Origin of the sequence: Synechococcus sp. CCY 9618 (assembly GCF_019038415.1) — a bacterium.
GTDB lineage: Bacteria > Cyanobacteriota > Cyanobacteriia > PCC-6307 > Cyanobiaceae > Cyanobium.
Genome location: NZ_JAFKRG010000058.1, coordinates 1 through 15,140 on the forward strand (window position 1 = coordinate 1; position 15,140 = coordinate 15,140).

13 protein-coding genes are annotated in these 15,140 nt (G+C 68.8%); 6 read left to right on the forward strand and 7 right to left on the reverse strand.

The features are described from left to right. Positions 1-99: 99 nt before the first annotated feature. The 5 genes from KUG41_RS14505 to KUG41_RS14525 are packed head-to-tail and all read right to left on the reverse strand — an operon-like array spanning position 100 to position 6,371. Positions 100-909, reverse strand: coding sequence for an inositol monophosphatase family protein (locus tag KUG41_RS14505; RefSeq protein ID WP_216904927.1), 810 nt, complete (start codon positions 907-909; stop codon positions 100-102). Then, positions 906-2,297 carry a BCD family MFS transporter gene (locus tag KUG41_RS14510; protein WP_216904928.1) on the reverse strand — a complete coding sequence of 464 codons (1,392 nt, stop codon included), beginning with the start codon at positions 2,295-2,297 and terminating at the stop codon, positions 906-908. The genes KUG41_RS14505 and KUG41_RS14510 overlap by 4 nt, the downstream gene beginning before the upstream one ends. A gap of 6 nt (positions 2,298-2,303) precedes the next feature. Then, the gene (locus KUG41_RS14515) at positions 2,304-4,040 is read right to left on the reverse strand and encodes a TolC family protein (RefSeq protein ID WP_371734165.1); all 1,737 of its coding nucleotides are present in this window, start codon (positions 4,038-4,040) and stop codon (positions 2,304-2,306) included. 27 nt (positions 4,041-4,067) lie between these two features. Next, positions 4,068-5,444, reverse strand: coding sequence for a TIGR03279 family radical SAM protein (locus tag KUG41_RS14520; protein ID WP_216904929.1), 1,377 nt, complete (start codon positions 5,442-5,444; stop codon positions 4,068-4,070). Between the two features lie 54 nt (positions 5,445-5,498). Next, positions 5,499-6,371: an undecaprenyl-diphosphate phosphatase gene (locus tag KUG41_RS14525; protein WP_216904930.1), complete on the reverse strand. Its 873-nt coding sequence runs from the start codon at positions 6,369-6,371 to the stop codon at positions 5,499-5,501. Positions 6,372-6,465: 94 nt separating this feature from the next. On the opposite strand from KUG41_RS14525, the gene KUG41_RS14530 reads away from it, so the two are divergent. From KUG41_RS14530 to nadB, 3 genes are all read left to right on the forward strand, one after another. Then, on the forward strand, positions 6,466-7,188 hold the full coding sequence (locus KUG41_RS14530) for a DUF3120 domain-containing protein (RefSeq protein ID WP_371734166.1): 723 nt from the start codon (positions 6,466-6,468) through the stop codon (positions 7,186-7,188). Positions 7,189-7,320: 132 nt separating this feature from the next. After that, the gene (psbU, locus tag KUG41_RS14535; protein ID WP_216904932.1) at positions 7,321-7,698 is read left to right on the forward strand and encodes a photosystem II complex extrinsic protein PsbU; all 378 of its coding nucleotides are present in this window, start codon (positions 7,321-7,323) and stop codon (positions 7,696-7,698) included. Between the two features lie 150 nt (positions 7,699-7,848). Next, a complete protein-coding gene (gene nadB / locus KUG41_RS14540) occupies positions 7,849-9,477 on the forward strand; it encodes an L-aspartate oxidase (protein WP_216904938.1) in 1,629 nt (542 codons plus the stop codon). Positions 9,478-9,500: 23 nt separating this feature from the next. Here the strand turns inward: nadB and KUG41_RS14545 are convergent, their stop codons facing one another. Then, on the reverse strand, positions 9,501-10,427 hold the full coding sequence (locus tag KUG41_RS14545; protein WP_216904933.1) for a vitamin K epoxide reductase family protein: 927 nt from the start codon (positions 10,425-10,427) through the stop codon (positions 9,501-9,503). A gap of 124 nt (positions 10,428-10,551) precedes the next feature. On the opposite strand from KUG41_RS14545, the gene rimO reads away from it, so the two are divergent. Further along, the gene (rimO, locus tag KUG41_RS14550; RefSeq protein ID WP_216904934.1) at positions 10,552-11,946 is read left to right on the forward strand and encodes a 30S ribosomal protein S12 methylthiotransferase RimO; all 1,395 of its coding nucleotides are present in this window, start codon (positions 10,552-10,554) and stop codon (positions 11,944-11,946) included. Next, entirely contained in the window at positions 11,943-13,172 is a 1,230-nt protein-coding gene (locus KUG41_RS14555) for an MFS transporter (RefSeq protein ID WP_216904935.1), read from the forward strand. Before rimO ends, KUG41_RS14555 begins: the two co-directional genes overlap by 4 nt. Here the strand turns inward: KUG41_RS14555 and KUG41_RS15685 are convergent. Then, on the reverse strand, positions 13,159-13,278 hold the full coding sequence (locus KUG41_RS15685; RefSeq protein ID WP_254217328.1) for a cytochrome B6: 120 nt from the start codon (positions 13,276-13,278) through the stop codon (positions 13,159-13,161). The genes KUG41_RS14555 and KUG41_RS15685 overlap by 14 nt on opposite strands. A gap of 161 nt (positions 13,279-13,439) precedes the next feature. Here KUG41_RS15685 and KUG41_RS14560 point away from each other — a divergent pair, with 161 nt between their 5' ends. After that, a complete protein-coding gene (locus KUG41_RS14560; RefSeq protein ID WP_216904936.1) occupies positions 13,440-15,050 on the forward strand; it encodes a B12-binding domain-containing radical SAM protein in 1,611 nt (536 codons plus the stop codon). Positions 15,051-15,140 lie beyond the last annotated feature (90 nt).

The following is a 15,140-nucleotide window of genomic DNA, read 5'->3' on the forward strand; positions in this document are numbered from 1 at the left end:
AAACTTACAGCACCGTCGGCTCGCGCCTCTCAGTCCCAGTAAGTCCGCGTCCCCTCAAGCTTCCGCTCTCTGGGGCGCAGTCCAAAATCATACCACCTCTCACACCACCCTCTGGATCTCCAGCGCTTCGGCCCACGGCATGAAACGCTCCAGCGTCTCCTGACGGTCGGCCACCAGCAGCGGAAAGTTTCTCTGGCCCAGGTCCTTGCCCACCTGCAGATGCCCCGGGCTGTCGCCGAGCCAGCGCAGCGGGCAGCCCAGCTCCTCCAGCACCAGCCAGGCCGCCGCCAGGTCCCAGATCTTCGGAGTCGCCTCCAGGGCTGCCATGGTCTGGCCCATGGCCACCGAGACCAGATTCAGGCTGGCCACGCCCAGCAACCGGATCTTGCCGGGGAACGGGCGGTCAGGAAGCTTCTGGAGCACCCGGATCGAGCGGCTGCAGAGGGACGCGCAACCGGCGTTGTGCCGTTGCAGGGAAGGGGGTGGGATCCGCTTGCCGTTGCGCCAGGCTCCTGCCCCCCGGATCGCCACGATCCGCTGTCGCAGCGGGGGCACGTCAAGAATGGCCAGCACCGGCACGCCATCCACGAAGCGGGCCAGCGAGATGGCCCAGTAGGGAATGCCGGCGGCGAAATTGGTGGTGCCATCAAGGGGATCCACCACCCAGTAGGCGGGTGTCGCCGGCACCAGCTGCCTGCCCTCCTCGCTGAGAACCCCTTCCCCCGGAAACAGTTCCGCCAGGCCCTCGACCAGGGTGAGGTCACTCCAGCGGTCGCAGGCGGTGACGAAGGATCCATCCGCCTTGAGATCGGGCTCACAGTGGCCGAACTCCGCCCGCTGGCGCTCGGCGACCCGATCGATCAGCGCCTCCAGACGGGGATCAAGGCCGGCCAGGGAAAGGGGCGTCATCCGAGTTCCATCGCCAGCACCCGGCTGAGGCTGCGGGAGGTGTCCTCCCGGAACTGGCGCACGTTGACGCGGCTGAGCAGCAGCAGGGCCGCCAGGGCCACCAGCAGTTCGACGGCGAGCACCAGGGCGAAGGGGCCGTAGGGGCCGTCCCCAAGGGGCAGGGATCGGCCGATGTCGTAGAGGCCGCCGCCGAGCAGCTTGCCGATCGCCCGCGACAGGGCCTGGGCCATACCCCAGACGCCGACGAAGGTGCCAGCGGCCTGGGGCAGGGTGAGATCGAGCATGAGGCACAGGGCACTGTTGGTGCCGATACCGGCTGCCAGGCCGAACAGCACCATCACGGCCTGCAGGAAGGGAACCCGGGCCGTCAGTCCGGACAGGAGCAGCAGCAGCAGGGACAGGGCGATCAGCTGGCAGCCCAGGCGGGCGGTGGCCATCTTCCCGAGCCGAGGCACCACCCAGAGTCCGGCGATCAGCAGGCCCGCCAGGGTGCCCACACCCCAGAAGGCATTGAGCTGGGCGGTGGCGGCGATGGGCATGGCGAACACCTGGGCGCCGTAGCTTTCGAGCACGGGATCCTGCAGGAACAGGGCGAGGGTGAACAGGATCAGGAAGCCGAAGAAGATCAGCACCTGCCGGCTGGAGGTGATCAGCGCCCAGGACTGGCCCAGACCGATGCCATCGTCTCGTCCGGCCGTGGCCGCGGGCCGCTCCTCGACGCAGGATTCCATTCCCCAGGTGGCCAGCACGGTGAGCAGCATCACCACCACCGCCACGATCGCCATGAAGCGGAAAAGGGTGGACTCCAGCAGCACCGGATCGTCGACGCCGTCGAGGGAGCGGAGGCTGAGGCCGATGGCGATCGCTCCGATGACGATGCCGACCGTGAGCATGCACCAGATGACGCCCACCGCCCGGGGCCGTTCCCGCTCGCTGGTGCGGTCGATCACCAGGGCCAGATAGGGAGTGGTGGCCAGGGAGACCGCCAGGCCATAAAGGGCGAACAGCCCGCAGAGGGCGGCGATGCCGAAGGTGATGCCGGGCTGGGCCCCCGTCTCCAGCAGCCGTCCGACGCGGAAGATCAGCGGCACCGACGACACGGCCAGCCCACAGAACAGGGCCGTCCCCATCAGCACATAAGGGACGCGGTGGCGGGATCCCAGGGGATGGGCATCGGAGATCTGGCCGAACAGCACCCGGGACGGGGCCACGAACTGCTCGAAGGCCAGGGCACCCCCCACCAGCAGGCCGGGGAAGGCCAGTTCACTGAGCATGATCCGGTTGAGCAGGCCGGAGAAGATCACCGCCAGACATCCCAGGCATCCCTGGAAGAGGCCGAGCCGCAGGGTGGCGGGGAGGGTGAGACCGGGGCGGACGAGGGCCGACAACGGGGGTCAGGACCCAGGTGGCAGCGAAGCGGGCCCGGTGGGACTGCCCGCCCGACAGGCCGGCACCAGGGGCTGGGGCTCCACCGGGATGTCCGCCGAGCCCGCCGTCCGCGGGCTGGTGGCCGGCAGGTCCGGTCGCTGGCACAGACCGATCTGATCAAGCCCGGTGAAGCGGCGCAGCTGGGCCAGGGCCTTGTTGTAATCCGAGATGGCGGTGGACCAGCGCACCTCGGCCTGGGTGAGGTCCCGCTGGGTGTCCACCACCTCCCTCTGGGTGGTGACCCCGGCCTGGAACCGCAGCCTGGCCAGGCGCAGGGACTCCCTGGTGGAGATCACCTCCCGGGAGGTGGTGGTGATGTTGCGGTTGTTCTTTTCGAGTTCATAGAAGCTCCTCTCCACGTCATTGCGGATGGAATCGCGCTGCTGGGCGAACTGGTAGGTGTTCTGCTCGGCCACCTGCTTCTGGCGTCGGTAATTGGCCCGTGCGGCACCTCCATCGAACAGGGTCCAGTTGAAATTCAGCCCCACGGTGTTGTCGACCGACCAGCTCTCGTTGCTGAAGTTGACCCCGGACGTGCCGGGATTGGAGAACTGAAAGCCCCTGGTGCGCCCCCCTGTGAGGCTGTAAGCGATGTTCAGAAACGGCTGGGATGCGCCCAGGGCGGTGTTCGCCCTGCTGTTGGCGATGGAGATGTCGAGCAGCACATTGTCCAGTTCCTCGCGGAAGGCATAGGCCGCGATGATGCTCTCCTGCAGGGAGGGAAGCCAGGTGCCCACCACCCGGGAAGGTTCCTTGGAGGTGGGGGTGATGTCCTGAGGAAGATCCAGAAGGGCCGCCAGGGTGCGCCGGGCCGTGGCCTGGTCGGCCAGACCCTGGGTGAGCACCTGCTGATCACGGGCCAGCTGGGTTTCGGCCTCGAGCACCTCCAGCTTGGTGGCCACGCCGGCCTGGAAACGGGCCTTGGCGTCCCGCAGGCTCACCAGGGAGGAGCGCACGGACTCCTGACCGATCCGAACCGTCTCGTCGGAGACCTGGAGATCGAAGAACGCCAGGGCCGCCTGGAGGCGGAGATCCCGCAGGCCGATCAGGTACTGGTTCTTGGCCTGCTCGAAGAGATCGCGTGCCTCGGCGATCTGGGGCGTACGGGTCGGATTGATCAGGCCCCAGCTGGCCTGGAGCACCGCCTGCATCCGCCAGATGCTGGTGATCGTGTTGCCGGCCGGCTGACCGGTGCCTGTGAAGGCGCTGCTGAACTGCTCACCGCCGGAGTAGGTCGGCAGGTTGTTGGCGTTCAGCTGAATCGTGGGATACCAGAGGGCGATCTGGGCCCGCAGGGCCGACTGGGCCTGCTCCACCTGACTGGCGATCGCCTTGAGCTGGGGATTGTTGACCTCCACCAGGGTCTCCACATCGGCCAGGCCGAGGGGACGCAGTTCCCGGATCCGGACCTGGGAGGGGCGGATCGGCAGGGCCAGGGGATCGGGGGCCGACAGATCCCTGAGGCCGGCAGGCAGTTCCCTGGCGGCCGGCGCCAGTACGGCAGGGTTGGACCTGGGCCTCGATCCCTTCACTTCCGGAGCCAGGGGAATCGGCGGCAGTGCCGGAATGGGGGCGTCGCCGGCGGCCGTCTGGGTGGGAATGGGCGCTGGCGTGGGCGTGGATTCCGCCCGGCTCGGACGTGCCTCGACGCAGACCGACGGGAGCACCACCAGTGCCGCGAGCAGGAGTGGATGGCGCCTCACGTCGGAATCGTTCGCATCCGCCAGAGCTTAAGCATCTCTCCGTGGGGTGCCGAGGCAGGCGGCCACCAGATCGTCCGCACCCCCCAGCAGGCGCACAGGGACAGGGAGTCGCCGGCGCAGCTCCTCAAGGGTGAGGTCGTCGAGGAACACCTCCTGCCCCTCCCGCAGCATCACCCGGGGCAGCAGCACTTCCTCGCCCAGATCAAGGCCTGACAGCCCGCCGATCAGGTCGGCACCGGTGAGCAGTCCGGTGACCACCTGCTCCTGGCCCCAGTAGGGACTCGGCAGACCCTGGAGCAGCAGCTCCAGCCCCTCGACCCGGTTGAGCCGCTCCACCACCGGCTGCAGGGCCCCGGCCACCAGGCGACCCACCACCCAGCTGCAGCGGCGGGGAGTGCTGATCGCTGCGGGCAACTGGCGGGTGGCCCGCTCCAGCTCCTCCAGAAAGCCCCGAATGCTGCCGACCCCGTTCTCCCGCTGAGGCAGGTCCTCATAGCTGGCCCGTGGTGGCAGGGGCTGGCCGGCGATCAGGTACCACTCATCGGAGAGCCAGGCGAAGCGGCTGCCGGTGCTGGCCTGGAATCGGCCCTGCAGGCGCTCCACCCGTTCGATCACCGCCAGGGCATCGTCCCGGTCCACCGGCCGCAGGGCATCGCCTGCGGGACGGAAGCGGGTCAGACCCACGGGAACCACCGCGGCGGAGAGGACAGCAGGCCAGGGCCCAGCGCCGAAGCGGGCCAGATCCGTGAGGGTGCGCTCGAGGGCCTCGCCATCGTTCAGTCCAGGACAGACGACCACCTGGGCATGGATCTGGAGGCGCCGCTCGGCGAACCAGGCCAGCTGCTCCATGAGAAGGGCGGCGCGGGGATTGACCAGGAGCCGGCTGCGCAGCTCGGGGTCGGTGGCGTGCACCGAGACGAACAGGGGGGACAGGCGCTGCTCCTCGATGCGGCGCCAGTCCGCCGCGGTGAGATTGGTGAGGGTGAGGTAGGAGCCGTAGAGGAAGCTGAGGCGATAGTCGTCGTCCTTGAGATAGAGGCTGCCGCGGCGCCCCGGCGGCTGCTGGTCGATGAAGCAGAAGGGGCAGTGGTTGTTGCACTGCCGCAGGCCATCGAACAGGGCTTCGCTGAAACCCAGTCCGAGCCCTTCGTCGAGATCCTTCTCCAGCTCCAGCACGTGACGGGTGCCGTCGGGATCCTCCACCTCCAGAACCAGCTCCTCCTCCGCCTGGAGCACCTGCACGTCAATCAGGTCCCGAGGGCGCACTCCATTGATGCTGCACAGCCGGTCACCGGGCTGGAAGCCCAGTTGCTCGGCAATGGAGCCCTGCTCCACCGTGGCCACCACCGCGGGCTGGGGCTGGCTGGCGGCCGCGACAAGACCGGCGGAGGGCTCCTTCCACACAGGGGGTACGGCAACGGCAAAGGGTCAGGTCTCCAGTGTGACGGCCCGGCCCGCTCAGGGCGCGATCTCCGCCAGGCCGCGGAAGCCGAGCAGGATCACCAGACCGAACAGGAGCCGGTAGACGACGAAGATCCAGGTGCTGTTCTGCTGCAGGTAGCGGAGCAGCCAGGCGATCGCCAGCCAGGAGACCACCGCCGCCGCGGCGATGCCGACCAGCATGGGAATCACCCCGCCGTTCTGTACCGAACCGAAGGCCGCCTTGAGTTCCACCAGTCCGGCCAGGGTGATGGCGGGAATGCCGAGCAGGAACGAGAAACGGGCGGCGTCGGCGCGGTTCCAGCCATCGAAGAGGGCCGCCGTCAGCGTGCTGCCGGAGCGGGAGACACCCGGAATCAGGGCGAGGGTCTGGGCCAGGCCCACCAGCAGCCCGTCGCGGGGAGTGACCTCCTCAATGCGACGACGGCGGCCACCCACCAGCTCCGCCACCGCCAGCAGCAGGGCCATCACGATCGAGACGATGGCGATGGCCTCCAGACTGCGCAGGGGGGAGTTCTCGTAGTCGGGCACCAAGACCTTGATGGCCAGACCAGCGAGCAGGATCGGCACGGTGCCAAAGGTGATGGCAAGTCCCAGCTGGGCCGATGGATCGCGCCACTGGCCATGGCGGAAGGCCCGGGCCACCCCGTTGCCCACTTCGGCCAGATCCATGCGGAAGTAGGCGAGTACGGCGGCGATGCTGCCCAGCTGGATCACCGCTGTGAACGCCACGCCCGGATCGCCCCAGCCCAGCAGCACCGGCACCACTTTCAGGTGGGCCGTGCTGCTGATCGGCAGGAATTCCGTCAGCCCCTGAACGATTCCCAGCACCAGGGCATGCCAACACGCCTCGGCCAGGGGCAGGGGGGCGCTCGAGGCGACCAGCGGCATGGATGGAGCCGATACTGGGGCGACCTTATGGCGGGACGGGTCACGGGACCACCCGTCCCGCCCCTTAAGGTTGGATACCTTTCTTCATAACCAGGTGCTCGGGGTTCCTCCCACCCTTCCATCCACCACCGCGGCCGCTCCGCTCCTGCGGATCGGTTCGCTTCCGGCCGCCGCCGTGCTCCCCCTGACGGCCGCTCTCCTTGTGACGGTGCCTGTCTTCCTGCAGGCCCCCTGGGTGCGGTCCGCCCCCATGGCAGCGGCTCTGTTCACGATTCCCCTGGTGGCCATCGCCCTGCTGCTGGAGCGCCATGGCCGGGGCCAGTGGCAGGAGCTGGGTGTGCTCCTGGTGGGCTTCAGCGGCAGCTGGCTGGGGGGATGCCTGTTCTGGGGGTGGTGCCGGCTCCACCCGGCCCTGCATCTGCCCGTGGAGGCCTTCGCCCTGCCCCTGGCGGTGGCGGGCCTTGGTGGCCGCTGGCGCCTGGCCGGTGCCTTCTATCTGGGCTCCCTGCTGGGCACCGCCACCACCGATGGGGTGATCGCGGCGGCGGGCCTGATGGACCTCTGGCCCCAGGTGCTCAATGCCCCGCTCACCGAGGCGCCCCTGCTGCTCCAGAGCGCCGCCCTCCGGGTGCTGCAACCCTGGCCCCTCACCCTCGTCAGCCTCGCCGCCAGCCTGCTGGTGGGGATCGGCCTGCGGCTCTGGCGCCGGGGCGGCCCCTGGCGGGTGGGCGCTGCCGCCCTGGCGACCACCCTGGGGGTCGACGCCCTGTTTCTGGCAGCCTCCCTGCTGGCTCCCCAGCTCAGCGGCCTGATCTGAAGAACTGCAAACGCCCTTCGCCCGAGGGAGAGGGACCGGAGGACGTTCTGTAACGTTGGCCTGGTGATCCGCAGGATCATCACCCTGGCCCTGCCAGGGTGCCCTGGTTTCTATTCCCAACGGAGTGTCGTGATGAAGCGGCTGCTTGCCTGGCTGATGAGTGGTGTGGTTCTGGCCGGTCTGCTGGTCACCCTGCTTCTGCCCGATGCCGCCTTTGCTGCGGAGCTCCGCAACGAGATCGACGACAAGATCGCCGAGAGCGGCGGCAAGGTCGACCTCAACAACGCTTCGGTGCGCCGCTTCCAGCAGTATCCCGGCATGTATCCGACCCTGGCCGGCAAGATCGTTCTGGGGGGTCCGTACGACAGCGTCGACGACGTGCTCAACCTCGACCTCACCGACCGCCAGAGGGAGATGTTCAACAAGTACAAGGACAACTTCACCGTCACGCCTCCGGCGATCGCCCTCAACGAAGGGTTCGATCGCATCAATGACGGCGTCTACCGCTGAACCCTCCCTTGGCTGGCTTCAGCTCCGACCGCCGCGCCTGCGGCGGTTTTTTTATGGACCGCTGGCGCCAGCGGCCCTTCCCATAGGCTCTCCTGCACGATGCAGGGTGCTACGGGGTGAGCCAACCGCTTGGATGAGACGGATCCGCTGATGGCCTCCCACTGGGACGTGGTGGTGGTGGGAAGTGGGGCCGCCGGTCTGATGAGCTGCCTGGAGCTGCCCCCCGAACTGAAGGTGCTGCTGCTGAGCAAATCCAGCAGTCCCCCCTCCGCCAGCCGCTGGGCCCAGGGCGGCATCGCCGCCGTGACCGGAGCCGACGACAGCTTCGCCAGCCACATCGACGACACCCTGAAGGCCGGCGCCGGCCTGTGCGATCCGGAGGCGGTGGAGGTGCTCGTGCGTGAGGCTCCTGCCTGTGTGGAACGGCTGGTGCAGCTGGGTATGGCCTTCGACCGCACGCCCCAGGGCCTGAGCACCACCCTGGAGGCGGCCCACAGCCATCGCCGGGTGCTGCACGCCCAGGACCGCACCGGCGGTGCCCTGGTGGATGCCCTGGAGAGGGAGGTGCGACGTCGGCCCGGCCTGGAGCAACGCAAGGGCATTCCCGCCCTGCAGCTGTGGGTCGAGAACGGCTGCTGCGTCGGACTGCAGGTGCTCGAGGGGAATCGCCTTCGCTGGCTGCGCGCCGGCGCCGTGGTGCTGGCCACCGGAGGCGGCGGCCATCTCTTCGCCCACACCACCAACCCCGCCCAGGCCAGCGGCGACGGGGTGGCCATGGCCTGGAGCGCTGGAGCCGCGGTGCGGGACCTGGAGTTCGTGCAGTTCCATCCCACGGCCCTGATGCTGCCGGATGCCCCCCACTTTTTGATCAGTGAAGCGGTGCGCGGCGAGGGAGCCCGGCTCCATGACGGGGCCGGCCGCTCCCCCGTGGCCCGGCTGGAGGGAGGCGATCTGGCCCCGCGCGATCAGGTGAGTCGCGCCCTGGCCCGCTGCATGGCGGAGCAGGGGGTGACCCATCTGTGGCTCGACCTGCGGCCGGTGGGCCGCGAGCGGCTGGAGAAGCAGTTTCCGACGATCCTGCGTCGCTGCCGGGAGCTGGGCCTGGCCCCACGCGAGGCACCGATTCCCGTGGCCCCGGCAGCTCACTACTGGATGGGGGGCATCGGCACCGACCTCCAGGCCGCCACCAGCCTGCCGGGCCTCTACGCGGTGGGGGAGGTGGCCAGCACCGGGGTGCACGGCGCGAACCGCCTGGCCAGCAACTCGTTGATGGAATGTCTCGTCTTCGCCCGCCGGCTGCGCCAGCTGCAGTTGCAACCGCTGGCTTCGGCACCACCCGCCAGCCCCGGGCCGCCCCAGCCCGACGCGACGGAGAGCCCCGATGAAACGGCCCTGGTCACGGCGATCGGTGAGCTGCGTCGGCTGTGCTGGCAGGTGGCCGGCGTGGAGCGGCGGGGGGTGGATCTGGAAAAAGCCCTGCGCCGGGTGCGCAGCGAACGGTCAGGTCATGAACGCTCACCCCTGCTGCGGTGGGCCCACGATCTGCCGCCGGATCAGGAACTGCGGCTCACAACCGACCAGAGCCGGCGTCTGCTGCTGCTGCAGGATCTGCGCCAGCGGCTGGTGCTGGCGGAACTGCTGATGGAGGCCGCCAGCTTCCGCAGGGAGAGCCGCGGCGGCCATCACCGCACCGATGCACCGATTTCCCAGCCCTTCTGGCAGCGTCACACCCTGCAGCGGAGGGGCCAGCCCCCGCACACCGTGGCAGTGGGCCGGTAGGTGGGCCGGTAGGTGGGCCGGTCTCAGTTGGGCAGGGATCCCTCGTAGCCACTCAACTGGGCCAGCTGAGCGAGGGATTTCTGGCCGGAATCGAGCTTGCCCTTGATCTCCCAGGTGGGAAAGCCCTCGATCTTCTTGGCCGCGCAGAGGTCGGCCTGGTTGTTGCGGCCATCGGGGGCGCACTCGACGATCTTGAGCTTCTTGGTGGCCTCCTTGCCGAACAATTCCTTCTGGTCGTGGCAGTGGGGGCACCAGTAGGCCGAGTACATCACGGCGCCGGAGTCCGTGAGGTGCTCGGCCAGGGCCAGGGTGGCGGGGGTGCTGGCGGATCTGACGGGGATGGGCATCCCGGGGCCCGTGGCCGACTCGGGCCGGTTCAGGGAGGTGGCCCAGCCAAGGCCGATCAGGCCCACGGCCAGGATGGTGAGAACGCCGCGGAAAATCAGCGCCCCGGTGTCCTCCCACTCACCGCCGATCAGGCTGAGCACGAACAACGAGACGCTCAGCAGGGCCGAGAGCAGGCAGAAGGTGCAGAACGCCTTGATCTGGAAGGTCATCACCCCGATCAGCACCAGGCTGAAGACCGCCATGCCGGCACTGGTCAGAAACAGCCCCCACCAGCTGAGCCGATTCAGGTTGGTGCGGGTCTCACCCTTCAGCACCAGGGGCAGCACCGCCATCAGCAGCACCGCGCCGTAGGCCAGGAAGCCGAACAGGGAGAGGGGCTGACCGAAGACACTGCCCCAGGGGCTGTTGAGCACCTTGTCGCAGCCCTCGGCCCCCCCGGGGCAGGTGAGCCCGCCCAGCACCCCCCAACGCTTGAGGGTGATGGCGCCGGTGTCGATGACGCCGATGGTGGCCAGCACGGCCATCACCACCCGGACCCAGCGACGACCGGGCTCCGTGCGACGGCGACTCGTGAGGCGACTGGCGAGACGGGTGGATGTCACAAGGGCAAGTGAGACGTGGGCCGATTCTCGCAGCCGCAGGGGGGTTGCATAGGGTGGACAGAGGCGCTTTCCGCCCACCGGGCCAGCCCCAGCCTCCCGACTCCGACCTCCATTCCACCCCGCCATGCCCCCCCAGCCCAGCCACGAACGGCCCACCGTGGCCTTCACCCACCTGGGTTGTGAGAAGAACCGCGTGGATACCGAGCACATGCTCGGCCTGCTCGCCCAGGCGGGCTACGGCGTCAGCGCCGACGAGAACGACGCCCGGGTGGTGGTGGTCAACACCTGCAGCTTCATCCAGGAGGCCCGCGCCGAATCGGTGCGCACCCTGGTGGAACTGGCCGAACAGGGCAAGGACCTGATCATCGCCGGCTGCCTGGCCCAGCACTTCCAGCAGGAACTGCTGGAGTCCCTGCCGGAGGCACGGGCGATCGTCGGCACCGGCGACTACCAGCACATCGTGGAGGTGCTTGAGCGGGTCGAGGCGGGCGAGCGGGTGAACCGGGTGAGCCCGGTGCCCACCTTCGTGGGCGACGAACACCTGCCCCGCTACCGCACAACATCGGAAGCGGTGGCCTACCTCAAGGTGGCCGAGGGCTGCGACTACCGCTGCGCCTTCTGCATCATCCCGAAACTGCGGGGCGACCAGCGATCCCGCCCGATCGAATCGATCGTGGCGGAGGCCCGTCAGCTGGCGGAGCAGGGGGTGAAGGAGCTGATTCTGATCAGCCAGATCACCACCAACTACGGGCTTGATCTCTACGGCAAACCCCGGCTCGACGACCTGCTGCGGGCCCTGGGGGAGGTGGAGATCCCCTGGATCCGGGTGCACTACGCCTACCCCACCGGCCTCACCGACGCCGTGCTGGCCGCCTACCGGGACGTGCCCAACGTGCTGCCCTACCTGGATCTGCCGCTGCAGCACAGCCACCCCGAAGTGCTGCGGGCCATGAACCGTCCCTGGCAGACCGGGGTCAACGGCGCCCTTCTGGACCGGATCCGGCAGCGGCTGCCCGATGCGGTGCTGCGCACAACCTTCATCGTCGGCTTCCCCGGTGAGACCGAAGCGCACTTCGAGCACCTGCTCGACTTCGTGGCCGGGCAGCGCTTCGACCACGTTGGAGTCTTCAGCTTCTCCCCCGAGGAGGGCACCGCCGCCGCCGACCTGGCCGACCCCGTACCCGCCGCGGTGGCCGCCGAGCGGCGCGACCGGCTGATGGCCCTGCAGCAGCCGATCGCCGCCGACCGCAACGCCGCCTGGGTGGGGCGCATCGTGGACGTGCTGATCGAGCAGGACAACCCCTCCAGCGGCGAGATGCTGGGCCGCTGCGCCCGCTTCGCCCCGGAGGTGGACGGTGAAGTGCGGGTCAGCCCGGGTGAAGGAGGGCTCTGCGCGGGCCCCGGCACGATGGTGCCGGTGCGGATCACCGCGGCCGACACCTACGACCTGCGCGGCGAGGTGGTGGGGGCCGCCGCGATGGTGGGCGAGGCCCGAGCCGCCACGGGGAGTCCGGCTTGAGCCCCGGCCCAGGCGGCCTCTGGCTGCACCGCCACCAGCGTCCTCTCTTCCTGGTGGCCTCCGGCCTGAGCACCTCCGGGTCCTTCGCCGGACTGACCGCCAAGGGCTGGATCCTGATGGCGGGAACCGGCAATCCCCTGCTCCTCGCCCTGCACTTCGCCGCCCTGGCCCTGCCCAGCCTGGCGGTGAGCGGCCGGGCAGGGGTGCTGACCGACCGTCTGGGCTGCGAAACCATGCTGATCCGCTCCCAGTGGGGGCTGTTCGGCGGGGCAGTCCTCGGAGCCCTGGCCATCCCCCTCCTCCAGGGGGTGAGCCAGGTGGTGGTGCTGCTGCTGAGCACCCTGGTGGTGGGCGTCTCCAGCTCCTTCGAGCTGACGGCCCGCAGCAAGTACTGCTCCCTGCTGGTGGATCGGCCCGAGGAGGTGGCGCCCTACCTGGCCAGCTTTTCGGTGGTGTTCAACGTGGGCAAGCTGGTGGGACCGCCCCTCGGGGGCTGGCTCGTGGCCCTCTCCGGCCCCGCCATGGCCCTGGCGATCGACGCCGCGTCCTATCTGGTGCCGATCGCCACCGTGATCTGGCTGCTGCGGCCCCACCGGGAGCTGGAGCAGCGCAGTGCCGGCGGGGCCGGCGCCAGCCTCGGGGCCGCCTGGCGGGGCTGCGGCTCAACCCTGCGGCACGTGCTGCGTTTCACCACCGTGGCCTGCCTGGTGGGCTTCTTCCATCCCGGCCTGGCCCCCCTGATCGCGGCCGAAGTGGTCGGCCCCTCCCCCCAGGCCCTGGGGCTGTTCACCAGCGTGCTGGCGGCCGGCAGCATCTGCGGCGGTGTGGCGCTGCAGCGCAACAGCGTGGCCTTCAGCGAACGGCCGGTGCTGCTGCTGGGAACCTGCGCCGTGACGGTGGCCCTGGCCCAGCTGGGCATGGCGGCGGCCTCCGGAAGCAGCATCGCCCTGGCCATGACCTTTCTGATCGGGGCCGGCACAGCCGGCCTGCTGGCGGGATCCAGCCTGATCCTCCAGGTGGGGTCCCCCATGGCCCTTCGGGGCCGCATGGCCGGCCTGGGACAGATCGCCTTCCTCGGCGGCGGCGGGGTCAGCGGCCTGGTGGCAGCCACCCTGGCGATGACCGTGGGGCTGCACGCCACGTTCGCCCTGCTCGGCGGCCTGGGCCTGGTGATCGGCGTGCTGGAGCTGGGCCGCAGAGGCTCCCTGCGACTCAGATCAGCTTGACGCCCTTGAGCACGACGGTGGCCAGGAACGCGGCGGTGAGCCCCCCGCCGACCAGCCCCAGATAAATGACCACACCCACGGCCGCTGCTGCGAAGAACCCAGTCATTACAGCAGAGGATCCGACGCCCCAGCTTCGAGCAGGGGCGACAGACAAAACCTTCCGCCCAACCTGAAACCACCTAGTGTTGCGGCACCCCGGAGCCTGCTCCCGTCTCCAGCCCCTCCGCCGCGCTAGCACCCCAGGCCCCTCCGCAACGCACCTCCAGCATGCGCACTCTCTTTATCTATCCGGAATTCCCGAAGACGTTCTGGAGCTACGAAAAGATTCTCGAGCTGGTGAATCGCAAGGTGCTCCTGCCACCGCTCGGCTTGGTCACCGTGGCGGCTTTGCTGCCCCAGACCTGGGAGATGAAGCTGGTCGACCGCAACGTCCGCGAGGTGACGGAAGCCGAATGGGACTGGGCGGAGCTGGTGGTGATCTCGGGGATGATCGTCCAGAAGGCGGACATGGCCGCCCAGATCGCCAGGGCCAAGCAACGGGGCCTGCCGGTGGCCGTGGGCGGCCCCTTCGCCAGCTCCACCCCGGACGCCCCCGAACTGCAGTTGGCTGACTTCAAGGTGCTTGATGAAGGGGAGATCACCCTGCCGATGTTCATCGAGGCGATCGAGCGCGGCGACCGCCAGGGCCGGTTCAGTTCCAACGGCGAGAAGCCGGACGTGACCGGCACCCCCATCCCCCGCTTCGATCTGCTCGAACTGGAGGCCTACGACTCGATGTCGGTGCAGTTCTCCCGCGGCTGCCCGTTCCAGTGCGAGTTCTGCGACATCATCGTGCTCTACGGCAGAAAGCCCCGCACCAAGGCCCCCCAGCAGCTGGTGGCCGAACTCCAGTACCTGTACGACCTGGGCTGGCGCCGCTCGATCTTCCTCGTCGATGACAACTTCATCGGCAACAAGCGCAACGCCAAGCTGCTGCTGCCTGAGATCAAGCGCTGGCAGATCGAGCACGGCTACCCCTTCAGCTTCGCCACCGAGGCCTCGGTGGATCTCGCCTCCGACGACGAGATGATGCTGATGATGGCCGAGGCCCGCTTCGACAGCGTCTTCCTGGGCATCGAGACCCCCGATGAGGCGAGCCTCCAAACCGCTGGCAAACTCCAGAACACCCGCAGCTCCCTGGAGGAATCCGTCGACAGGATCACCTCCTACGGCATCCGGGTGATGGCGGGCTTCATCATCGGCTTCGATGGCGAGAAAGCCGGCGCCGGCGATCGGATCGTGGAATTCGTGAGCCGCACCGGCATCCCCGCCGCGATGATGGGCATGCTGCAGGCCCTGCCCAACACGGGTCTCTGGCACCGCCTCGAGAAGGAAGGCCGGCTGGTCCAGGAAAAGACCGACGCCAAGGGTGTCAACCAGACCAACCTGCTCAACTTCGTGCCCACCCGGCCGATCCGCCAGATCGCCAACGAGTACGTGGATGCGTTCTGTCGTCTGTACGAACCGAACGCCTACATCGACCGGGTGAAGCACTACTACCTCAAGATGGGTCAGCCCCGCTGGCAGAAATATGTACCGGCGGCAGCCTTCGGCAAGGCGACTCTGCCCAGCTGGACCGACGTCCGTGCGCTGCTGATCGTGATCTGGCGTCAGGGCCTGAAGCGCGACACCCGTGGCCGCTTCTGGAGTTCCCTGTTCACCATCGCCCGCCGCAACCCCGACAACCTGGAGCAGTTCCTGGTCACCCTCGCCCACAACGAGCACTTCCAGGAGTACCGCGGCGTGGTGACCCGGGAGATCCAGGATCAGCTGGCCGCCCTGCCTCCGGAGCCGCCCGAAGGATCCCGCGAAGCCACCCGGGAACTGCAGCCCGCCTAGGAGGCTGCTGAAAAACCAGCTCAGCCGCGGGAGAATGGCCTAACGGCACTGAGCGAATGCGCGGCCAGCAGGAACGCACCGGCCCCCTGT

Excerpts from the sequence above, each read along its gene's own strand:
- KUG41_RS14560 (WP_216904936.1), top strand. The coding sequence starts at position 13,440 with ATGCGCACTCTCTTTATCTATCCGGAATTCCCGAAGACGTTCTGGAGC.
- KUG41_RS15685 (WP_254217328.1), bottom strand. The coding sequence starts at position 13,278 with ATGACTGGGTTCTTCGCAGCAGCGGCCGTGGGTGTGGTCATTTATCTG.
- rimO (WP_216904934.1), top strand. The coding sequence starts at position 10,552 with ATGCCCCCCCAGCCCAGCCACGAACGGCCCACCGTGGCCTTCACCCAC.
- KUG41_RS14505 (WP_216904927.1), bottom strand. The coding sequence starts at position 909 with ATGACGCCCCTTTCCCTGGCCGGCCTTGATCCCCGTCTGGAGGCGCTG.
- KUG41_RS14525 (WP_216904930.1), bottom strand. The coding sequence starts at position 6,371 with ATGCCGCTGGTCGCCTCGAGCGCCCCCCTGCCCCTGGCCGAGGCGTGT.
- psbU (WP_216904932.1), top strand. The coding sequence starts at position 7,321 with ATGAAGCGGCTGCTTGCCTGGCTGATGAGTGGTGTGGTTCTGGCCGGT.
- nadB (WP_216904938.1), top strand. The coding sequence starts at position 7,849 with ATGGCCTCCCACTGGGACGTGGTGGTGGTGGGAAGTGGGGCCGCCGGT.